This window comes from Pararhizobium antarcticum (genome assembly GCF_001885585.1).
GTDB classification, from domain to species: domain Bacteria; phylum Pseudomonadota; class Alphaproteobacteria; order Rhizobiales; family Rhizobiaceae; genus Pararhizobium; species Pararhizobium antarcticum.
On the sequence record NZ_LSRP01000074.1, the window covers coordinates 22,613 to 42,517 of the forward strand.

General features: G+C 63.1%; 20 protein-coding genes. 9 read left to right on the forward strand and 11 right to left on the reverse strand.

Translation table 11 applies throughout. The features are described from left to right. Positions 1-205: 205 nt before the first annotated feature. From smc to AX760_RS07525, 3 genes are all read right to left on the reverse strand, one after another. Positions 206-3,667 (reverse strand): chromosome segregation protein SMC, encoded by a 3,462-nt coding sequence (gene smc, locus AX760_RS07515; RefSeq protein ID WP_071832372.1) that lies wholly within the window; start codon positions 3,665-3,667, stop codon positions 206-208. 189 nt (positions 3,668-3,856) lie between these two features. Next, complete coding sequence (locus tag AX760_RS07520; protein WP_083531123.1) at positions 3,857-4,723, reverse strand: DsbA family protein; 867 nt, start codon at positions 4,721-4,723, stop codon at positions 3,857-3,859. Between the two features lie 126 nt (positions 4,724-4,849). After that, a complete protein-coding gene (locus AX760_RS07525; protein WP_071832373.1) occupies positions 4,850-5,356 on the reverse strand; it encodes a DUF721 domain-containing protein in 507 nt (168 codons plus the stop codon). Positions 5,357-5,482: 126 nt separating this feature from the next. On the opposite strand from AX760_RS07525, the gene mutY reads away from it, so the two are divergent. From mutY to AX760_RS07545, 4 genes are all read left to right on the forward strand, one after another. Further along, positions 5,483-6,616 carry an A/G-specific adenine glycosylase gene (gene mutY, locus AX760_RS07530; RefSeq protein WP_087149195.1) on the forward strand — a complete coding sequence of 378 codons (1,134 nt, stop codon included), beginning with the start codon at positions 5,483-5,485 and terminating at the stop codon, positions 6,614-6,616. Beyond that, positions 6,613-7,230, forward strand: a complete 618-nt coding sequence (locus tag AX760_RS07535) for an HAD family hydrolase (RefSeq protein ID WP_071832375.1) — start codon at positions 6,613-6,615, stop codon at positions 7,228-7,230. The genes mutY and AX760_RS07535 overlap by 4 nt, the downstream gene beginning before the upstream one ends. A gap of 21 nt (positions 7,231-7,251) precedes the next feature. Beyond that, positions 7,252-7,617, forward strand: a complete 366-nt coding sequence (locus AX760_RS07540) for a nuclear transport factor 2 family protein (RefSeq protein WP_071832453.1) — start codon at positions 7,252-7,254, stop codon at positions 7,615-7,617. A gap of 99 nt (positions 7,618-7,716) precedes the next feature. Continuing rightward, entirely contained in the window at positions 7,717-8,748 is a 1,032-nt protein-coding gene (locus AX760_RS07545) for a calcium-binding protein (RefSeq protein WP_071832376.1), read from the forward strand. 537 nt (positions 8,749-9,285) lie between these two features. On the opposite strand, the gene AX760_RS07550 is transcribed toward AX760_RS07545, so the two are convergent. Further along, a complete protein-coding gene (locus tag AX760_RS07550; RefSeq protein WP_071832377.1) occupies positions 9,286-9,474 on the reverse strand; it encodes a hypothetical protein in 189 nt (62 codons plus the stop codon). 238 nt (positions 9,475-9,712) lie between these two features. Further along, a complete protein-coding gene (locus AX760_RS07555; RefSeq protein ID WP_071832378.1) occupies positions 9,713-10,843 on the reverse strand; it encodes a site-specific DNA-methyltransferase in 1,131 nt (376 codons plus the stop codon). A 234-nt stretch (positions 10,844-11,077) separates the two neighbouring features. Here AX760_RS07555 and AX760_RS07560 point away from each other — a divergent pair, with 234 nt between their 5' ends. Then, positions 11,078-12,742 (forward strand): vWA domain-containing protein, encoded by a 1,665-nt coding sequence (locus tag AX760_RS07560; protein WP_071832379.1) that lies wholly within the window; start codon positions 11,078-11,080, stop codon positions 12,740-12,742. Positions 12,743-12,826: 84 nt separating this feature from the next. On the opposite strand, the gene AX760_RS07565 is transcribed toward AX760_RS07560, so the two are convergent. Beyond that, on the reverse strand, positions 12,827-13,192 hold the full coding sequence (locus AX760_RS07565; RefSeq protein ID WP_071832380.1) for an antibiotic biosynthesis monooxygenase family protein: 366 nt from the start codon (positions 13,190-13,192) through the stop codon (positions 12,827-12,829). Beyond that, positions 13,189-13,518 carry an NIPSNAP family protein gene (locus AX760_RS07570; protein ID WP_071832454.1) on the reverse strand — a complete coding sequence of 110 codons (330 nt, stop codon included), beginning with the start codon at positions 13,516-13,518 and terminating at the stop codon, positions 13,189-13,191. Before AX760_RS07570 ends, AX760_RS07565 begins: the two co-directional genes overlap by 4 nt. Positions 13,519-13,590: 72 nt before the next feature. Between AX760_RS07570 and AX760_RS07575 the strand changes: the two genes are divergently transcribed. Beyond that, positions 13,591-14,277, forward strand: coding sequence for an ArsR/SmtB family transcription factor (locus tag AX760_RS07575; protein WP_071832381.1), 687 nt, complete (start codon positions 13,591-13,593; stop codon positions 14,275-14,277). Here the strand turns inward: AX760_RS07575 and AX760_RS07580 are convergent. Beyond that, positions 14,251-14,694 (reverse strand): DUF1284 domain-containing protein, encoded by a 444-nt coding sequence (locus AX760_RS07580; RefSeq protein ID WP_071832455.1) that lies wholly within the window; start codon positions 14,692-14,694, stop codon positions 14,251-14,253. The genes AX760_RS07575 and AX760_RS07580 overlap by 27 nt on opposite strands. Next, entirely contained in the window at positions 14,691-14,855 is a 165-nt protein-coding gene (locus AX760_RS27120; protein ID WP_175552033.1) for a hypothetical protein, read from the reverse strand. The genes AX760_RS07580 and AX760_RS27120 overlap by 4 nt, the downstream gene beginning before the upstream one ends. 45 nt (positions 14,856-14,900) lie before the next feature. On the opposite strand from AX760_RS27120, the gene AX760_RS07585 reads away from it, so the two are divergent. Next, complete coding sequence (locus AX760_RS07585) at positions 14,901-15,596, forward strand: HAD family hydrolase (protein WP_071832382.1); 696 nt, start codon at positions 14,901-14,903, stop codon at positions 15,594-15,596. A gap of 105 nt (positions 15,597-15,701) precedes the next feature. Here the strand turns inward: AX760_RS07585 and AX760_RS07590 are convergent, their stop codons facing one another. Together AX760_RS07590 and AX760_RS07595 are read right to left on the reverse strand one after the other, a co-directional pair. Further along, positions 15,702-16,163, reverse strand: coding sequence for a DUF4304 domain-containing protein (locus tag AX760_RS07590; RefSeq protein ID WP_071832383.1), 462 nt, complete (start codon positions 16,161-16,163; stop codon positions 15,702-15,704). A 50-nt stretch (positions 16,164-16,213) separates the two neighbouring features. After that, entirely contained in the window at positions 16,214-16,756 is a 543-nt protein-coding gene (locus tag AX760_RS07595; RefSeq protein WP_071832384.1) for a hypothetical protein, read from the reverse strand. Positions 16,757-17,112: 356 nt separating this feature from the next. Between AX760_RS07595 and thrC the strand changes: the two genes are divergently transcribed. Beyond that, positions 17,113-18,519 (forward strand): threonine synthase, encoded by a 1,407-nt coding sequence (thrC, locus tag AX760_RS07600; protein ID WP_071832385.1) that lies wholly within the window; start codon positions 17,113-17,115, stop codon positions 18,517-18,519. Between the two features lie 16 nt (positions 18,520-18,535). Then, a complete protein-coding gene (locus AX760_RS07605) occupies positions 18,536-19,837 on the forward strand; it encodes a M16 family metallopeptidase (protein ID WP_087149188.1) in 1,302 nt (433 codons plus the stop codon). The last annotated feature ends 68 nt before the right edge of the window (positions 19,838-19,905 follow it).

Below are 19,905 nucleotides of genomic sequence, written 5' to 3' on the forward strand. Positions count from 1 at the left end.
CACGCCCACGACGTGATCGGCGCAGACTGCAACAAGAACAACAAGATTGCGTTACCGGTGTGGCGCGCACCGTATGCCGCTGACCGCCGGCCAGGGGGCGTGTCCAGCGCGTGGGAGGACCCTGCGCCATCGACCGGCCGCGACGCCGCCGCCAGAAATTATAGAGGCATGTAAATCAGGGGTGCCAGATAGCGACCGTCAAGCCTCAAACCGCCTCTCGCAGCCGCTCTGCGGTCTGCAGGTCGACAGAGACCAGCTGGCTGACACCCTGTTCGCCCATGGTGACGCCGAACAGGCGGTTCATGCGGGCCATGGTGATCGGGTTATGGGTGATGATCACGAAACGGGTTTCGGTCGAAGCCGCCATCTCGTCCATCAGGTTGCAATAGCGCTCGACATTGTGGTCGTCGAGCGGTGCATCGACTTCGTCGAGCACGCAGATCGGCGCCGGATTGGTGAGGAAGACCGCAAAGATCAGCGCCATCGCCGTCAACGCCTGTTCGCCCCCGGACAGAAGCGTCATCGTCTGCGGCTTCTTGCCGGGCGGGCGGGCGAGGATTTCGAGGCCGGCATCGAGCGGGTCCTCGCTTTCGATCAGCTGCAGTTCGGCCGTGCCACCGCCGAACAGATGGGTGAACAGCCGCTGGAACTGGACATTGACGATGTCGAAGGCGGCCAGCAGCCGTTCGCGACCCTCGCGGTTGAGGCTCTGGATCGCGGCGCGCAGCTTGCGGATGGCGTCGATCACGTCCTCGCGCTCCTTGATCAGCGCCGCAAGCTTGTCCGACAGTTCCTTCTGCTCCTCCTCGGCGCGCAGGTTGACGGCGCCCAGCCGCTCGCGCTCGATCTTCAACCGCTCAAGCTCGCGTTCGATGGCGCGTATGTCAGGAAGGTCCTGATCGACGGCAAGGCCGGTCAGCCGCATCACCTCGTGCGGGGCGCAGTTCAGCGTCTGGCGGATCGCCGCCTCGATCTCGACGCGTTTTTCGCGCGCTGACACAAGACGTTCTTCAGCGCGACCACGCTTTTCACGGACCTCTGCCAGTTGCGACAGGGCCGTTGCGGCGTTCCTGTCAGCATCGCGCTGGCGATTTTCCGCCTCGGCCAGCCGGTCGGCGGCGGCACGGCGGGCAGTTTCCATCAGGGTCAGCTCCGTCATCAGAGCGCGGCGCTTTTCGTCGAATTCGTCCGGCGCATCCATCAGCGCCTCCACCTCGTCGCGCGCCTCGGCTTCGCGGTCGCGCAGCGTGGCGATGTGCTCGCCGGCGCTTTCGGCGCGGGTATTCCAGGTCTGGCGCTCTGCGGCAATTGCCGTCAGCCGGCGTTGCCGCGCCTCGTTTTCGCGGGCAAGGCCGTCATGGGCGGCGCGCGCTTCGGCGACGGCGGCGCGGTCCTGCGCCACCTCCAGCAGGACATGCCGGAGGCGCGTTTCGAGATCGGCGAGATCGGGCGCGTCATCGAGCGCTTCGCGGGCGCCCTCCATCTGCTCGGCAAGCTCTTCAAGCTGCAGTTCGAGCTGGCTGCGGGTTTCGGCCAGCACCGCGCGGCGGCGCACCAGATCACCGGAGGCGCGCTCTGCGGCCGCCAGCGCATCGCGGGCGTCCGTGACCTTGCGTACCATCATCCGCTGCGCGTCGCGCGCCTGGCGCAGACGCTCATCCTCGACCCGGATACCGGCTGCAGCCTTGGCAAGGGCGGTCTCGCACTGTTCCAGCTGGCGTTGCGCATCCTCGGCCTGCAGATCGAGCTCGGCCAGCCGGTTTCTCTGCGCAAGACGAAGCGCCGCCGCACTCGGGGCATCCGCACCGGTGACATGGCCGTCCCAGCGCCAGATGGCGCCGTCGCGCGTTACCAGGCGCTGGCCGGCCTGCAGCTGCGGCATCAAGGCCTCGGCTTCGGCATTGTCGGCAACGATGCCGACCTGATTGAGGGCACGCGCGAGTTCAGCCGGCGCGCGGACATGAGCGGCAAGCGCCGTTGTGCCGGCCGGCAGGGCAGCGTCCTTTGTCGGGCCCGGCATGCGCCAATAGGCGGGCGCTGTTGGATCGAGCGGCGAATCGAGATCGTCGCCCAGCGCCGCCCCCAGCGCCGTCTCAAAACCGCGATCGACCTTGATGTCGTCGACCACCGGTGGCGAGACGCCGGCCACCGTGGCTGCGTCCAGCATGCGCCGGATGGTGCGGGCTTCGGTTTCTATCCCGTTCAGCTCAGCCCGGGCGGCCTCAACCGGCGGGCGGGCGGACGCTTCCATCCGGCGTGCCGCAGCAAGCGCCTCCTCGACCAAAACGATAGCGGTATCCGCATCCTCCTGCGCAGCCTCGGCAGCCTCGACCTGTTCGCGCTTTTCCTCCGGATCCGGCAGCACGGCGATCTGGCGATCGAGGTTTTCGAGGTCGCGGCTCTGGTCTCCCAGCTGGCGGGCAAGACGCCCCTGCCGTTCGAGGAGATCGCGGATGGTCTTTTCCAGCTGGTTGCGACCGGCCTGCGCCTCGGCGCGTTCTGCCGTCAAAAGGCTCGACTGGCGCTCGCTTTCGACGAGTTTCTCGCTGACGTCGCCGAGCCGCTCCTGCGCTTCGACAGCCCGGTCGTCTGCCTCGGCCAGGGTCTCCAGAAGCGCTGCCTCCTCCTCTTCGAGGCGGGCGAGAATCCCGGCATTGTCGGCGATCATGCGTTCTTCGCGCAGGATGTCCTCGCCCAGCTGCGACAGGCGGCGCTGCAGCTCGTCGCGACGGCGCAGCGTGCGCCCGGCATCCTCTTCCAGCTGTGCCTTGGCGATCTGCATGCGCTGCAGGGCGGCGGCGACCCTTGCCTCCTCTTCGCGCAATTCCGGCAGCTTGAGGCTGGCAATGGCCTGCGCCTTCGCCGCTTCCATCTGATCCTGCGCTTTTTCGGCGACCAGCGAGGTGATCTGGTTCAGCTGGCTGTCGGCCTCGCCTTCGGCCTCTTTGGCCTGGACCCAGCGGATGTGCAGCAGCATTGCCTCGTGGCGGCGGATATCGGCCGAGAGCATCTTGAAACGGTTGGCCTGGCGGGCCTGGCGCTTCAGGCTCTCGATCTGACTCTCGAGCTGCGAGGTAACGTCGTCCAGCCGTTCGAGATTGGTCTCGGCGCCCTTCAAACGCAACTCGGCCTCGTGACGACGCGAATGCAGCCCGGATATTCCGGCGGCCTCTTCCAGCAATTGCCGCCTGGCTTGCGGTTTGGCCGCGATCAGCTCGCCGATCCGCCCCTGCCCGACCATGGAAGGCGAACGGGCGCCGGTCGAGGCATCGGCAAACAAGAGCTGCACATCCTTGGCGCGGGCTTCCTTGCCGTTGATGCGGTAGACCGAGCCGTTTTCCCGCTCGATCCGCCGCGTCACCTGGATCTCGTCGCTATCGTTGAAGGCGGCCGGTGCGGTGCGATCGCTGTTGTCGAGATAGAGCCCGACTTCGGCTGTGTTGCGCGCCGGACGGTTTCCGGATCCGGAAAAGATCACATCGTCCATGCCGGACGCGCGCATGTTCTTGTAGGAATTCTCGCCCATCACCCAGCGCAGCGCTTCGACGAGGTTCGACTTTCCGCAGCCGTTCGGCCCGACGACGCCTGTCAGTCCGCGCTCGATGACGAATTCGGTGGGCTCAACGAAGGACTTGAAGCCGAGCAGGCGAAGGCGGTTGAATTTCATGTTGGCCGGTCCCTCTTCTCTCCAACCGGGAGGAAGTGGTCCGCTGGGTCGGATGAGGAGGTGGTTCCGCGCACCTTGCTCGCCCTCATCGCCGCGCTCCGCCCCGTCCGCCTCCCCGTCGGGGTGAAGACGGAAAAACAAACGGGCGCACAGAGGCGCCCGTCGATTGTCCGGAAGGGACGCGAAGGATCAGAGCATTGTGTCGATAAGGGCCGACATGGTGTCAACCGACATGTCTCCAGAATATTTCTTGCCATTGACGAAGAAGGTCGGGGTCGAGGCGACACCGTAATCCTTGGCGCCCTTCTGCATCGTGGCATTCACATCATCCAGAAGCTTCTGGTTCGTCAAGCAGGTCTCGAAGCTCTCCTGTGTAAAACCGGCGAGTTTGGACATCTGCAGCAGCGCTTCGCGGCCGTTCGGCGCCGCGGCCCACTGTTCCTGCTGCTTCATCATCATCGAGACCATCGGGAAATACTGGCCTTCCGGGGCGCAGCGCGCCAGCATGAAGGCGGCGGCGGCACGCGGATCGAAGGGGAATTCGCGGACGACGAAGCGAACCTTGCCGCTATCGACATATTTCGTCTTGATCGCATCGAAGGTGTTGTTGTGGAAGGCCGCGCAATGCGGGCAGGTCATCGACATGTATTCGACGATCGTTACGGGCGCATTGGCCTCGCCGATGGCCATTTCCGGCAGCGGTCCCGGCGCCATCAGCTTTTCGACATCGACATCGCCTTCGGAGACCGGAAGCTCGACCTTGGCTGCCGGTGCGGCGGCCTGCGCCATCTGCGTCTCGCCGGTCTGTGCCGTTGCCGGTGTTGTCGTTGTTGTTGCGGCGGACGACACGGTCGACGACGTGGTGATGCCGTCAACCGGCTTCATCTCGGTCTTGGTCGCGGTGTCGATTGTCTGCGTGGCAGGCGTCGTGGAGGCTGCGTCCTTGTTGTCGTCGCTACAGGCGGCCAGCGTCACGGCGAGCGCGGCCAGCGCAACACCGCCCAGAAGGCGCTTGCCCGAAAAATTCTTGAAGAGGTTTGATGGGGAAGAGGACATGGTATCACCTGGGTCAAGGGCTGAAATGAGTATTGCTTTGCAGTTTCGATAACTTGCCTTACCGGCTGTCACAAGCGTTAGTCGGGTCAAACAGGTCAAACAATTGTGACCGCTTGATGATCGCGGTCATTTTTTGCGCCTCGACATCACCGCCGTGCCAAGCCGCGTCAGGGCCGCTTTCAACGCCTCGCTCTCGATATCGCCGATCATGGCATCGAGGCGACGGGCCGGTTCCCCGGTCAGGGGCCTTGGCTTGCGGTTGGCCTTGGGCGGGGCGGAGACAGGCTTCTGCACGATGCGGATCTGGTTGATCGCCGCAAAACCGAAAAAGCCGTTGATCCGCTGGATCAGTTCGCCCTGCGCATGGGTCAGGAAAAGCGCCCGCGCGCCCTCGCAGGCGATCGTCAGGACGCCCGGCAGGTAGCCGCCGTCCTGCCCGCTTTCGGACGCCCGCCGCTGCCAGGCGATCTTTTCGGGGCGGGTGCAGTCGGCAAATTCCTCGCCGGCGATTTCATCCCACGCGCCGAGCAACAAAGTGTTGATGCCGGCACGCTTGGCGAGAACCGGATCGATCAGGCGGTTGGCGACTTCGCTGATCTGGACGACGCCCCTGCGCGTATAGGGTTGCTTCAAGTGAAAGACTTCCGGTTCCGGTTTCGGCGCTGACGGCCGGCTCCGCGCCCCAAAGACTGGTTTTTGCCTTGAAGGGAAGCGAACACTTCGCCAAGTATAGGATAAAAACCAACCCTCCGGCAAATGATGACCATGACTTCGACAGCGGCGGATGCCGCCGCCCTGCTGATTGCCTGGTACGATCGCCATCATCGCGATCTGCCGTGGCGAATATCGCCCGCCATGGCGGCGCGTGGCGTTCGGCCCGACCCCTATCATATATGGCTGTCTGAAGTGATGCTGCAGCAGACCACCGTGCAGGCGGTGAAGGCCTATTTCGAGAAGTTCCGCGGGCTCTGGCCGACGGTCGGCGCGCTGGCCACAGCCGACACCGAAGAGGTGATGAAGGCCTGGGCCGGGCTTGGCTACTACGCCCGGGCGCGCAACCTGAAAAAATGCGCGGAAGCCGTTGCCCGCGATCATCAAGGGGTGTTTCCCGATACGGAAGACGGCTTGAAGGCGCTGCCCGGCATCGGCGACTATACGGCGGCGGCTGTCGCTGCCATCGCATTCAACCGCCAGAGCGCCGTACTCGACGGCAATGTCGAGCGGGTGATCTCGCGGTTGAATGCGATCGAAACGCCCCTGCCCGGCGCCAAGCCGCAGATGCGGGCGCTGGTTGCCGCCATGACGCCGAAGGATCGGCCCGGCGATTTCGCCCAGGGCATGATGGATCTTGGCGCGACGATCTGCACGCCGAAACGGCCGGCCTGTTCGCTCTGTCCGCTGAACGGCCAATGCCTCGCGCTGAACACCGCCGATCCCGAAACCTTCCCGCGCAAGGCCGCAAAAAAGGACAAGCCCTTGCGTCTCGGGGCGGCCTTCGTGGCCGTGGATACGGACGGCGCCGTGTACCTGCGCAAGCGCGCCGAAACCGGGCTTCTCGGCGGCATGACGGAGGTGCCGGGCACAGTGTGGACGTCACGGATCGACGGCGACACGTCGATCGAGGCAAGTCCGTTTGCTGCGGATTGGCAACCCTGCGGGGCAATCACCCATGTGTTCACGCATTTTGAGTTGCGCCTGTCCGTCTATAGCGCGATTATCGCGCGTGCGTCGCCCATTCGCAATACGGGCGAAAACGGCTGGTGGGAGCCCGCTGAAACCCTGGCCGGACAGGCGCTGCCGACGGTCATGAAAAAGGCAATCGCACAGGCGATCCCGCAGGCTTTCGGGCTGCCGGAAGCGCCAAAAAAACAGATGAGGAAGACCAGGGCATGAACAGCAGCAACATTCGGCATATCGTCTTCGACATCGGCAGGGTGCTGATTCATTACGATCCCAACCTGCCCTTCACCCGGCTGATTCCTGATGATGCGGAGCGCGACTGGTTTTTCGCGAATGTATGCACCCATGACTGGAACATCGAGCAGGACCGCGGCCGCAGCTGGAACGATGCGGAGGCGCTTCTGATTGCCGAGCACCCGGAACGCGAAGAGCAGATCCGCGGCTTCCGGAAATACTGGCACGAAATGGTGCCACATGCCTATGTCGAGAGCGTCTCGATCATGGAGGGCCTGATCGCCAAGGGCCGCGACGTGACCATGCTGACCAATTTCGCCGCCGACACGTTTCGCCACGCAAAGACGCTGTTTCCGTTTCTGACCCTGCCGCGCGGCGTTACGGTTTCCGGCGAAGTCGGCCTGATCAAGCCAGACCCGCAGATCTACAAGCTCCACACACAGACCTTCGATCTCGAGCCCGGTGCGACGCTGTTCATCGACGACAGCATGGCCAATGTCGAGGGCGCCCGCGCCGCCGGATGGCAGGCGGTGCATTTCACCGATGCGCAGACCCTGCAGGCGGACCTTGCCCGCCATGGCATCGCGAACTGAACCATGCCGGAGACTGACTTGATACAATACGACCCTGGGGAGCGGCTGATCCGCTTTCACGCAGCCATCAACGCACTCGACTTCGAGACGATCGACGCCTTCTTTGCGGATGAGGCCAGCTATTCCTCCGGAAAGATCGGCGCGATCGAGGGAAAGACGGCCATCATGGCCGGTTTCCGGCGCTATTTCGAGGAATATCCCGACCAGGTGGCCCGCAACAGCCTTGTGGAAACGGTTTCGCCCAATGTGGCCCGCTCGGTCTGGCACCTGAAGGCGACCAGCGCCACCACCGGCGAACCACTGGTGCGCGACGGCGAGGAAACCGTCACCTTCGATGCCGAAGGCCGGATCCTGAAGGTCGATGTTACCGACTATGAAAGCGCCTGAAACATATCACGAAAACGCCGCAATTGGTTCAGCCATCATTCACCTTGATGTAGGCATTCTCGGCCTGACAGTTCAACACCACATCGAAAGGCCGCGTCCATGGCAATCCTCCGGGGCACCAACTACAGCGACAAGATCTACCAGGACGGTTATACGGCCGTGGACATCTACGCTTATGCCGGCAACGACAAGATTTACCTGAACAATATCGGCGTCAACGGCGGCAACAACTATGTCAGCGCCGGCTCTGGCAACGACACGGTCTACAATTATTTCGAAGGTGGCAACGAGATCCGGCTCGGCACCGGCAACGACCTCTATTTCGCGGCGATCAAGGCCGGCGATTCCAGCGACTATGACGAAGTCTTCGGTGGCGACGGATCGGACGTTTTCGATGTCGACAGCTTTGCCAGCGACTATTTCGGCGAGGCCGGCAACGACACCTTCTATTCCGTCGGCTACAAGAACTACTTCAATGGCGGCTCCGGCATCGACACGATCAGCTACGAAAACCGCGATGATTCCTCGCTTGAGGGTCGCGGCGTAACGATCGATCTGGGCGGCAAGTTTGCCAGCACCGGCAGCGGCCGGTCGGAAGTCCTGGTCAGCATCGAGAACGCCATCGGCACGGATTCGGCCAGCGACAAGATCACCGGTTCGAGCACAAACAACGTGCTGAAGGGCCTGGGCGGCAATGACGACCTCTACGGTCTCGGCGGCAACGACCTGCTCGACGGCGGCAGGGGTGCGGACGACCTGTTCGGCGGCTCGGGCAATGACGTTCTGCGGGGCGGCACCGGCTTTGACTACCTGACCGGTGGCAGCGGCGCCGACACATTCGATTTCAACAGCTACAAGGAATCGGTGCCCGGCAGCAGCCGCGACGTGATCACCGACTTCAGCCGCGCCGCCTTCGATCTCATCGACATCTCCGGCGTCGATGCCGACTGGACCGCGAGCGGCAACCAGCGCTTCGACTATATCGGCAATCGTGGCTTCAGCGGCGAAGCAGGTGAACTCAACTTCCGCAACGGCATCGTCTCCGGTGACATGGATGGCGACGGATTTGCCGACTTCCAGATCAAGGTCAACAACGTCTCCAGCCTGCGCGCCGACGATTTCATTCTCTAAGATCTCGCGAACAGCGGAACCAACCCGAAGCCCGGCGCCCCTAGCGTCGGGCTTTTGTCGATTGTGGCCCGTTGAGTGTCCGCCAGCCGAGGTGGCAGTGCCGCACGGCGCTTGAAACCGGCGCCGAAACGTAGACGCCCGGGGCTTTTGCAAACCCCGGGCGCTCATGTCCCTGTCCGGACTGAAGGTACGAAAACGGACAAGGATTATTTCCTGGCCGAGAGACGGTCTGCAGCAGCGCTTGCGTGGTTGATCACGGCTGCCCGACCTGTACTGATCTTAGGATGAGGATGGTTAAGAGGGTCTAAAAGACCACAGCGCCCATGGCGATTTCAGCGGTGGCGCAGAGCAAAATTTTTGAGCGACTATCGCCTGGCGGTTTCACCTAAAATGGCAAGCGGCGCGCATCGACACCGCCCCGCGATGATGCCCCCGCGCAGCCGGAAAGTGCCGTGCAGCGCCATCGACGCGCACAGCGATGCTTTCGGGATCCTGACCGTTGCGTCTGATCCCCGCCGCAACGGGCAGACCTGTCGATTATTTCGGCATCGTCGCGGATGCCTCGATCAGCGAAGCGGCAATCGCCCGCGCCAGCAGCATGCCGTTTTCCCGGATCGCCTTGTGGTCGAAACTGCGGGCGGATTTGGCGAGGTCCATGCCCTCGCGGCCGAGAATTTCCTGTGCCCGGTAGATCGCCCAGGTGTTGATGTCGTCGCGCTGGTTCATGGCGCCGTCCCCTTTTGCTAAATCATTTAGCGGTTGTGCTTCAGCTCCGGACGAAACTTCGGCTTACTCGGGACCATCGCGCGAATCGAAAGAGCAGGCCTCAACATCGCGCATCTGCGGCAATTATAAAGTCTAATTTATCAACCACGAATAGTTGTTGTTTTTTGCTGGAAGTATGACGAAACCACCCGCGCGGCGATCGCGCGGGTGGTTTCAGAGCAGGAAACAGATCGTGCTGTCAGTTGAGCTTGGCCATGCCACTGCGGATGACGGCGCGCAGATCGTCGATCGGGCGCAGCATCTTGCCGTCGTCATAGTGCCAGAATGTCCAGCCGTTGCAGGCATCGAGGCCCTGCACCTTGGCGCCGAGACGATGGATCGAGCCGGCCTCGCCACCGCTTGCGACCGTGCCGTCGGCACGGACGATGGCGCTGTATCGGCGCTTTGCATCGGTCAGAACCGCACCGGGCTTGATCATGCCGCTTTCGACCAGCGTGTTGAAGGCAACGCGCGGTTCGGCCCTCTTGCCGCTCAGAACCGAGAGCGTCGCCTTGCCAAGCGGCTCGACGGCGGCAATGCGCTCGTGGGCGGCATCGATATAGACCTGCTCGCGCTCGATCCCGACGAAATTGCGACCGAGACGCTTGGCGACGGCGCCGGTCGTGCCGGAGCCGAAGAACGGATCGAGGATGACGTCGCCCGGCTTGCTGGAGGCCATCATGATGCGGGCGAGAAGTGCTTCCGGCTTTTGCGTCGGATGCACCTTCTTGCCGTCGTCGCCCTTCAGGCGCTCGCCGCCCGAGCAGATCGGGAACAGCCAGTCGGAGCGCATCTGGACGTCGTCGTTCGACGCTTTCAGCGCATCATAGTTGAAGGTGTAACCCTTGCCCTTGGCGCTCGGCGAGGCCCAGATCAGTGTTTCGTGGGCGTTCTGGAAGCGGCGGCCCTTGAAATTCGGCATCGGGTTGGTCTTGCGCCAGATGATGTCGTTGAGGATCCAGAAATTCAGGTCCTGCAGCGTCGCGCCGACGCGGAAGATGTTGTGGTAGGAGCCGATGACCCAGAGCGTGCCCGTCGGCTTCAGCACCCGGCGCACGGCCAGGAGCCAGGCGCGGGTGAAGGCATCATAGGCCTCGAAGGAGACGAACTGGTCCCACTCGTCATCGACCGCATCGACCAGCGACTGGTCGGGACGGGTCAGCGCGCCGCCGAGCTGCAGGTTGTAGGGCGGGTCGGCAAAGACGACATCGACGGAATTATCGGGAAGGGCTTCGAGGGCTGCGACGCAATCGCCCTTGATGATGGTGTTGAGCCAGCCGGAAGGACGGGCGGCACGAGAGATTTCGACCGTTGAGAGAACTGATGACATGGGCAACTCGCAATCACGCTTACTCGGAACTGATTTCAGCGCTTATGGTTACCGAACTTGGTTACCAAACCCTGAAAGCACCGCCGAAAAATCGAAATATTCTCGTGTCTGCGTGGTTTGCGGCGAATAGAACGGACTTTTGCGCCGTTAACCCGACTGTGTTTGCCGTAGCAATTGCGGCGCCCCCCGGCGTGTGCAAAATTGTCGTCGCTGCGGTTTGATCGGGAGACTCTCATGCGACTATCAAGCATTGTTGCCCTTTGCCTTGCCATCCTTGTTCCAACCACCCTCCAGGCTGCGGAGCGCACCATCGTCGTGCTCGACGCCTCCGGCTCGATGTGGGGCCAGATCGACGGGCGCTCGAAGATCGAGATTGCCCGCGAGACACTGGGGACAGTGCTGCAATCCGTGCCGAAGGAAACCGAGCTCGGACTGATGGTCTACGGCCATCGCGACAAGGGCTCCTGCTCGGATATCGAGCTTGTCGTGCCGGCTGCAGCCGGCAGCGAAAAAGAGATCGCCGATTTCGTCAACACGATCACGCCGCGGGGCAAGACGCCGCTGACGCAGGCCGTGCGCGAGGCGGCGGAGGCGCTGAAATATACCGAGGAGAAGGCCACCGTGGTGCTGGTGACCGACGGGCTGGAGACCTGCGAGGCCGATCCCTGCGCGCTGGCACGGGAGCTCGAGAGCAAGGGCGTCGACTTTACCACGCATGTCGTCGGTTTCGGGCTGACGGCAGAGGAAGGCAAGCAGGTTGCCTGCCTGGCCGAAGGCACTGGCGGCCAGTATTTCCAGGCGTCGGATGCCGGCCAGCTGGTTGCAGCGCTTGCGGCAACCGTTGCTGCGCCGCCGGTCGTCAAGCCGCAGACAGAGATGGTCGAGACCGTCGAGCCGGTCCAGCTCGAGTATAACGCCCTTTTCGACAGCACGCTGTCGGAAGGCGGGCCGTCGCTCGGCGACATCAACGACGTGCAGTGGAAGATCTTCAAGGCCGGTGCCAGCGGCGAGCCGGAAGGTGACTATATCGCACTCGAATACAAGGGCGCCTATTCGGCAAGCTATCCGGCGGGACAATACGTCGCCGAGGCAATCCTGAACGGTTCGATCGAACGCCGGGCGCCTTTCGAGATCAAGGATGGCGAGGCTGCCAAGCCGCTCGTCAACTTCGATGCAGGCTATGTCATCATCACGCCCAAGCGCACCCCGCAGGACACGGCCGCCGATGACAATGCCGCCGTCCTGATCGGTTTCGGCGACTATTCCACGACCTTTTACGGAACGGCAAAATTCTATGCGTCGGCCGGCAGCGTCAGCCTGAAAGGAACCATCGGTCCGGCGACAACAGAGGATGCCGTCACCGTCAAGGCTGGCGAAACCGTCGAACACGACCTGGTCATCGGATCCGGCGTCATCGACAACAAGGCGATCTATTCCGACGGCGGACTGGCGGTGGAATCCTCCTCGGTCTTCTTCGAAATCGTCTCCGCAACCAAGAACATCAACGGCGAGCGCCAGCGTTTTGGCAGCACCTATGGCACGGGCACGAAGCTGGACACGCCGACCGGCGACTTCATCCTGGTCGCCAAGCTCGGCGAGGTGCAGGGCGAGACGCCGTTCTCGATCAAGGCCGGCGAACGTAAGGACGTGACCGTCAACCTGAATGGCGGCGTGCTGGCGATCACCGCGCCCGGCGCCGACAAGATCGAGATCCTTTCCGCGAAGAAGGACATCCAGGGCAACCAGGCCGTCATCGTCACCGTCTATGCCGTCGACTACACCGAGACCCTGCCGCCGGGCGATTATATCGTGCGCGCCAGCTACAAGAGCGATCTCGCGCCCAAGGAAATGCCGGCAGCCGTCAAGGCGGCGGAACGCACGGAAGTGGCGGTGCAGTAGGGGTTCTCATCTGCGGGAGACAAACGTCGTCTCCCGCAGATGACCCGGGCCTGCTCCGCAATGACGCTCGATGCCGAACCCTTGTCACTGCGCGTCTGCGTCCCTTGCATCATGGAATTGCCGGCTGTCCTGCGGGGCTTCGTCGCGCTCCGTCAGGCCATAGTCGCGGATGACGCCGGCAATGCGCAGGCGGTAATCGGCAAAGGTGCCGTCGCGGCCGGCAAGCTGTGCGGCCCGATGTTCGGGACCGTTGCGCCATGTGGCGATTGCCGCCTCGTCGCGCCAGAACGACAGGGACAGGATCTTGCCCGGCAATTTCAGGCTTTCGAAACGCTCGATCGACAGGAAGCCGTCGATCCGCTCGAGGTGCGCGTGCAACTGGGCCGCCAGCTGCAGATAGGTGTTGCGCCGGCCATAGACCGGCGTGACTTCGAAGATCACGGCGATCATCGCGACCCTCCCTTTGCCTGCGGCGCCGAGACGTTTTTCAGGAAAATCCGGTCTTCCTTGAGGATGAACCGCTTCTCCCGTGCAAAGCGGAAGTTTTCCGCGCCGAGCGGATCGGCCTTCAGCCGCGCCCGGTAGACCTCGTAGGCTGCCAGGTTTTCGATGTTGTAGAGGCCGTAAGCCGTGGTCGACGAGCCCTCGTGCGGGGCAAAATAGCCGATCAGATCGGCACCGTTGCGCGGAATGGCCTCGCCCCAGTTGCGGGCATAGGTGGCGAAGTCCTCCTGCGCGAACGGGTCGATTTCATAGCGGATGAAGCAGGTGATCATCGGGGTCTCCTTGGTTTCGATGATTGCTTTTGCCATCTTGAATGCGCTCCATGCTTCGGTTAGCATCGAAGTATGAAAGAAGGACCTGACATTGCCCAGATCGGGGCCCTGATCGGCGACCCCGCCCGCGCTAACATGCTGACCGCCCTGATGAGCGGCAAGGCATTGACGGCGACCGAACTTGCGGGGACGGCGGGCGTGACGCTGCAGACCGCAAGCTCGCATCTCTCGAAACTCGAGGCCGGCGGGCTGATCGGCCAGCGCAAGCAGGGTCGGCACCGCTATTTCGCGCTGTCGGATGACGATGTCGGGCTCCTGCTGGAAAGCCTGATGGGCTTTGCCGCAAGCCGCGGCTTTACCCGCCACCGGACAGGGCCGAAGGATCCGGCGCTGCGCAAGGCGCGGGTCTGCTACAATCACCTGGCCGGCGATTACGGCGTGCGCATGCTCGACAGCTTCGTGGCCGAGGAAGTGATCGCGGGGACCGGCGACGACCTCATGCTGACTGCTGCCGCCCATCAGCGGATGGCTGCGCTCGGCATCGACCTTGCCGCCCTCGCCAGACAGCGCCGGCCGGTCTGCCGCACCTGCCTCGACTGGAGCGAACGGCGCTCGCATCTTGCCGGTTCGCTCGGCGAGGCGCTGTTGTCGATGTTCCTCGAAAAGGGCTGGGCCCGGCGGCTTCCCGACAGCCGTGCCGTGCATTTCACGGCCGGCGGCGAGACGGCGTTTTCAGCCCTGTTCGGTCCGCCCGCCTGACGTCACCAGAACCTCCGGAAAACCCTGTTGCGCGATATCGCTGCAGAGCGGCGACCATTCGCAGCCCGCGCAGCCGGTGCGGATCTCGCCGGTCTGAAACGCCTGTCGCATGCGCTCGAGAAAATCGGCATCGGGAAGGATCACGCTGCCGTCGACAACCGGCCGGTTCAACAGCAGCGAAACCGCCCTCGCCGCCTTTTCATCGCGCTCCGTCACGCTGTCGCGCAGACAGTGAGTGTCGGCGAGACCGGCGAGCGGCGCGCAGATATCGTCCGGTCCGCTGACCAGGTGCATCGGTTCCCCGGCCGAAAGCCGCGCGGCGATGCGTCGGTAGTTTTGCGTGAACTCCGGCGTATACCCCTTGCCGATGAAGGTCAGCATGCAGAGAAGATGATGGGCGCGCAGGCGAACGGTCACGATCGGATAATCCTCTTGAGGCTGTTCGCCGGAGACCAAGCAAAGGCAAAGCCGCTCTCCTTTTGCCGGGTGCCGGCGCGGAAGTCGAGCGCCCATCGCTCCGCAGCGCATGGCAGCCACCCGGTGTTGGCGGTTGAGGTTTCAGCCGTCATCGTGTACATCGCGGCCATCCTCGAACAACAATCGTCCCAAAGGAATCCACAGGCATGACCAGCATCGACCTCATTCTCTTCGACTGCGACGGCGTTCTGGTCGATTCCGAAATCATCGCCGCCGAAGTTCAGGCGGACCTGCTGACGGAATCCGGTTATCCGATCAGCAGCGAGGAGATGGGTGAACGCTTTGCCGGCCTGACATGGCACCACACGCTGCTGGCGATCGAAAAGGAAGCGGACATTCCGCTTTCGGCCGCGCTGCTGACCAAGGTCGACACCATTCTCGACCAGCGTCTGGCAAACGACCTGAAGATCGTCGAGGGCGTGCAGCCGATGCTGGCGCAGATCAAGCTGCCGCACGGCATCTGCTCCAACTCCACCTCGGAACGGCTGTCGATGATGCTCGGCAAGGTCGGCATCAAGACGCATTTCGGCGCGCATATCTATTCCGCCCGCGATCTCGGGCCTGACCGCGTCAAGCCGAAGCCGGACATCTTCCTGCATGGCGCCAAGCAGTTCGGCGTCGATCCCTCGCGCGTTCTGGTGATCGAGGATTCAGTCCACGGCATCCATGCCGCCCGCGCGGCCGGCATGCGCGTCGTCGGCTTTACCGGCGGCGCCCACAGCTATCCGTCCCATGCCGACAAACTGACCGAAGCCGGCGCCGAGACGGTGATTTCGCGGATGAGCGCGTTTCCCGGCGTCATCGCCGCACTTTCGCAATGGTCGGAAGAACTGACGGCCTGAAGGTCGTTGTGCGCGTGAAGGACGTTCACTGGCCGTTCGATCGGTGAACGTCGACACGCCGCAGTCCGCAACGCGAAAGGATCCGGGGTAGCGCAGGCGCGCTCCCTACAGATATCCCAGACGGCGCAGAAGCACCCTGACGATCTGCCAGACGCGAACGGTCGTGCGCGTCGCCAGCGACGGAAATCTTGTTTCGGAAAGGCAGGGCAGAGCATAGGCCTCTATGTCTGCAAGGGTTTCAGCGATCGCCGCGTCGAGGTTTTCCGGATCATCCGGACGATAATCGTACCAATGGTCCTGCCGTTCGGGGCGCAGCATGCCGATGCGCATTCGCCAACGGCAGGCGCTGGCCTCGACCCAGGCGTCAGGCGCACCAAGGTCCGGGGTCACGCCGATATTGACGGTGTAGCGCGCCCGAAGCGCGGTATTGTTGCGCGACCGCTGCAGGGAGATCACCTGGATTTCACAGCCGCGGCGCCGGTTAAAGCTCTGCCCGCGCCGCGCAAACCCGTCGGCTTTCAGCTTGGCGGCGATCTGCCTGCCGACGGCCTGTTCGAAAGCGCCCATGGCTGCGGCTCCGCATCCCGACCCGGACCGTCCGGTCCTTCAGTCTCCGGTTACTTCTTCTTTGACGGCGGGCCTTCGTCGAAGCCGATATAGAGCTTGGCGAAATCGCCCGAGCCGCCCGGCAGCACCGCACTCTTGCTAAACACGAATTGCGCCGTGCCCTCTGCGGGAATATCGACCGGAAACTGCGTCAGTTCCGAATAGAGCGTTTTTTCGCCATCGCTGGCAGCGACGCGGATCGGCAGGTTGACCGTGCCCGAGCCGCCCGCCGGCCCGGAAATCACCCGGCCCTGCACGGCGATGTTGACGGTCAGCGTCGTCTCGCTCTGCACGCACTGTCGCGTCGTATCGGCAAGCGAGGCCTGGTAGATGATCTGCGTCGGATCATCCTTGGCGCCCTTCGCATAGGTGCGATAGGTGGAAGTGCCCTCGCGCAGGAAGATCTGCGGGCAGGTGCCCTGGATCACCGCGGGCGTCGGTGCCACCGCGTTGGCGCCGGCATCGATGGCGCCGCCCGTATCCGTTTTGTTGCAGCCCGCGACGAGCGCAAGAAGTGAAATTCCGAGAAGACGGCTGGAAACTTTACCAAACACGTGACGTGACCCTCTGCTTTCGCCCTTGACTGCACCTGGCCTACCCTCAGCCGCAAACTGCGACTTTTTTCCGCCCGATGCGCCGGTGCCTTTTGTCTTTCAAGACCCTTGGCGATGGTCTATAGCAGCGGCGCATTGAAAAATCGATTGGAGTCTGTGCGGCGGCGACCAAAATTTCAGCATTGTCCGATGCACACGGCGGCAGGCCCCTGCCGGAGCCCGTGCCACGGCGACAGGCAGGGAATTTTTCGGCTTTGCCAAGGACTGACGCAAAAAGAACCATGTTCGCAAACAGGCTGGACTAGGGTCTGGCCGACATCAGGGTCGCGAAGGCGGCAACGAACGCATGACGAAGGATGCTTAACGTGAAGTATGTCTCGACGCGGGGCCAGGCCCCCTCTATCGGCTTCTGCGATGCGCTTCTGGCCGGTCTCGGCCGCGATGGCGGGCTTTATGTGCCGGAGACATGGCCGACGCTCTCGAAGAAAGACATCCGTGGCCTGCGCGGAAAATCCTACCAGGACATCGCGTTCACGGTGCTTTCGCCCTTTGTCGGCGACGAGATCCCGGCATCGACGTTTCGGGCGATGATCGACGAGGCTTATGCCACCTTCCGCCATCCGGCCATCGCACCCTTGGTGCAGAGCGGCCCGAACGCCTTCATCATGGAGTTGTTCCACGGCTCGACGCTCGCCTTCAAGGACGTCGCCATGCAGCTTCTGGCGCGCCTCATGGACCATGTGCTGGCCGAGCGCGGCGAACGGGCAACCATCGTCGGCGCCACGTCTGGCGACACGGGCGGCGCCGCGATCGACGCCTTTGCCGGGCGCGACCGCACCGACATCTTCATCTTCTTTCCGCATGGCAAGGTCTCGCCGGTGCAGCAGCACCAGATGACCACGTCGACGGCAAGCAATGTGCATGCCGTGGCGTTGAACGGCAATTTCGACGACTGCCAGAACCTCGTCAAGGCCATGTTCAACGACGTGCCGTTCCGCGACAGCGTGGCGCTTTCCGGCGTCAACTCGATCAACTGGGCGCGGATCATGGCCCAGATCGTCTATTATTTCACGACGGCCCTGGCGCTGGGTGCGCCCGACCGCAAGGTCTCGTTTACAGTGCCCACCGGCAATTTCGGCGATATTTTCGCCGGTTACGTCGCCAAGAAAATGGGCCTGCCGATCGACCGGCTGGTGGTCGCCACCAATGAGAACGACATTCTGGCGCGTGCGTTGAAGACCGGGCGCTATGAAATGCGCGGCGTCAAGGCAACGACCTCGCCATCGATGGACATCCAGATCTCGTCGAATTTCGAGCGCTTGCTGTTCGAGGCCAATGGCCGCGATGCCTCCAAGGTGCGCGCTGCCATGGAGAGCCTGAAGCAGTCGGGCGCATTCGAACTGGGCGAAACCGCGCTGAAGGCGATCCGCCGCGAGTTCCGGGCCGGCCGTGCTTCCGAGAAGGACGTCGCGGCGACGATCCGCAGGACGCTCGACGAGACCGGCTATCTGCTCGACCCGCACACGGCAATTGGCGTGTTTGTTGCCGCGAAACACGAAAAGCCGACATCACCCATGGTGACGCTGGCCACGGCCCACCCGGCAAAATTCCCGGCTGCGGTAAAATCAGCCAGTGGTATTGACCCGGCGCTTCCAACGTGGCTTGCTGATCTTATGGATAGGGAGGAGCGGTTCGACATTCTGGAACCCGAGCTTGAAGCCGTTGAAACCTTTATCAACGCACATGCGCGCATCCGGAAATAAGACCGCAGAAAGACGGATGATGAAAGTTGAATGCACCCGGCTCGCGTCGGGGTTGACGGTGGTTACCGAAACGATGCCGCATCTCGAGAGTGTCGCTCTCGGCGTGTGGATCAAGTCCGGTTCCCGCAACGAAACGGCGAACGAGCACGGCATCGCCCACCTTCTGGAGCATATGGCATTCAAGGGCACGGCACGCCGCAGTGCCCGCGACATTGCCGAGCAGATCGAGAATGTCGGCGGCGAGGTCAATGCCGCGACATCGACGGAAACGACGTCGTACTACGCGCGGATCCTTGAAGGCGACGTGCCGCTTGCCGTCGACATCCTGGCCGACATCCTGACGGAATCCTCCTTCGACGAGGAAGAACTGCAGCGCGAGAAACACGTCATCCTGCAGGAAATCGGCGCCGCAAACGACACGCCTGACGACGTTGTGTTCGACCGCTTTGCCGAAACCGCCTTTGCCGACCAGACGATCGGCCGACCGACCCTCGGCACGCCGGAGACGGTGCTTTCCTTCACGCCAGACCAGATTCGCGGCTATCTCGGGCGCAACTACACCACCGACCGCATGTTCGTCGTCGGCGCCGGCGCACTCGATCATGACAGCTTCGTGCGACAGGTCGAAGACAGATTTTCCAGCCTGCCGCAGACACCGGCGGCAGCGCCGGTCTCCGAGACCGCCCATTACACGGGCGGCGACGTTCGCGAGGGGCGCGACCTGATGGACGCGCAGGTCCTGCTCGGCTTCGAGGGCAAGGCCTATCACGCCCGCGACTTCTACTGCTCGCAGATCCTTGCCAATATTCTCGGTGGCGGCATGTCGTCCCGGCTGTTCCAGGAAGTGCGCGAGCATCGCGGCCTCTGCTATTCCGTCTATGCGTTCCACTGGGGTTTTTCCGACACCGGGATTTTTGGCGTTCATGCCGCGACCGGCGGCGAGAACCTGCCGGAACTGATGCCTGTGATCATCGACGAACTGCGCAAATCGTCTGAAAAGATCGAGCAGCAGGAAATCGACCGGGCCCGCGCCCAGATCCGCGCCCAGTTGCTGATGGGTCAGGAAAGCCCGGCGGCACGGGCCGGACAGATCGCCCGGCAGATGATGCTCTACGGTCGCCCCATCCCCAACGAGGAACTGATGGAGCGCCTGTCCGGCATTACCGTCGAACGCCTGACCGATCTGGCCGGACGCCTGTTCTTCGACACGGTGCCGACGCTTTCGGCCATCGGCCCGGTCGATAAACTGGCCCCGATGGGCGATATTCTGTCGTCGCTTTCCAGCAAGGTCATCCAGCCGCGCGCAGCCAATGGCTGAGCCGGCGCCTGCTTTGATCGCGCCGGCCTGACAAAAGCCGGCGCGCATCGAAGATCCCGGCTCGCGGG

Excerpts from the sequence above, each read along its gene's own strand:
- smc (WP_071832372.1), bottom strand. The coding sequence starts at position 3,667 with ATGAAATTCAACCGCCTTCGCCTGCTCGGCTTCAAGTCCTTCGTTGAG.
- AX760_RS07520 (WP_083531123.1), bottom strand. The coding sequence starts at position 4,723 with ATGTCCTCTTCCCCATCAAACCTCTTCAAGAATTTTTCGGGCAAGCGC.
- mutY (WP_087149195.1), top strand. The coding sequence starts at position 5,483 with ATGACCATGACTTCGACAGCGGCGGATGCCGCCGCCCTGCTGATTGCC.
- AX760_RS07535 (WP_071832375.1), top strand. The coding sequence starts at position 6,613 with ATGAACAGCAGCAACATTCGGCATATCGTCTTCGACATCGGCAGGGTG.
- AX760_RS07545 (WP_071832376.1), top strand. The coding sequence starts at position 7,717 with ATGGCAATCCTCCGGGGCACCAACTACAGCGACAAGATCTACCAGGAC.
- AX760_RS07550 (WP_071832377.1), bottom strand. The coding sequence starts at position 9,474 with ATGAACCAGCGCGACGACATCAACACCTGGGCGATCTACCGGGCACAG.
- AX760_RS07555 (WP_071832378.1), bottom strand. The coding sequence starts at position 10,843 with ATGTCATCAGTTCTCTCAACGGTCGAAATCTCTCGTGCCGCCCGTCCT.
- AX760_RS07560 (WP_071832379.1), top strand. The coding sequence starts at position 11,078 with ATGCGACTATCAAGCATTGTTGCCCTTTGCCTTGCCATCCTTGTTCCA.
- AX760_RS07565 (WP_071832380.1), bottom strand. The coding sequence starts at position 13,192 with ATGATCGCCGTGATCTTCGAAGTCACGCCGGTCTATGGCCGGCGCAAC.
- AX760_RS07570 (WP_071832454.1), bottom strand. The coding sequence starts at position 13,518 with ATGATCACCTGCTTCATCCGCTATGAAATCGACCCGTTCGCGCAGGAG.
- AX760_RS07575 (WP_071832381.1), top strand. The coding sequence starts at position 13,591 with ATGAAAGAAGGACCTGACATTGCCCAGATCGGGGCCCTGATCGGCGAC.
- AX760_RS27120 (WP_175552033.1), bottom strand. The coding sequence starts at position 14,855 with ATGTACACGATGACGGCTGAAACCTCAACCGCCAACACCGGGTGGCTG.
- AX760_RS07585 (WP_071832382.1), top strand. The coding sequence starts at position 14,901 with ATGACCAGCATCGACCTCATTCTCTTCGACTGCGACGGCGTTCTGGTC.
- AX760_RS07590 (WP_071832383.1), bottom strand. The coding sequence starts at position 16,163 with ATGGGCGCTTTCGAACAGGCCGTCGGCAGGCAGATCGCCGCCAAGCTG.
- thrC (WP_071832385.1), top strand. The coding sequence starts at position 17,113 with ATGCTTAACGTGAAGTATGTCTCGACGCGGGGCCAGGCCCCCTCTATC.
- AX760_RS07605 (WP_087149188.1), top strand. The coding sequence starts at position 18,536 with ATGATGAAAGTTGAATGCACCCGGCTCGCGTCGGGGTTGACGGTGGTT.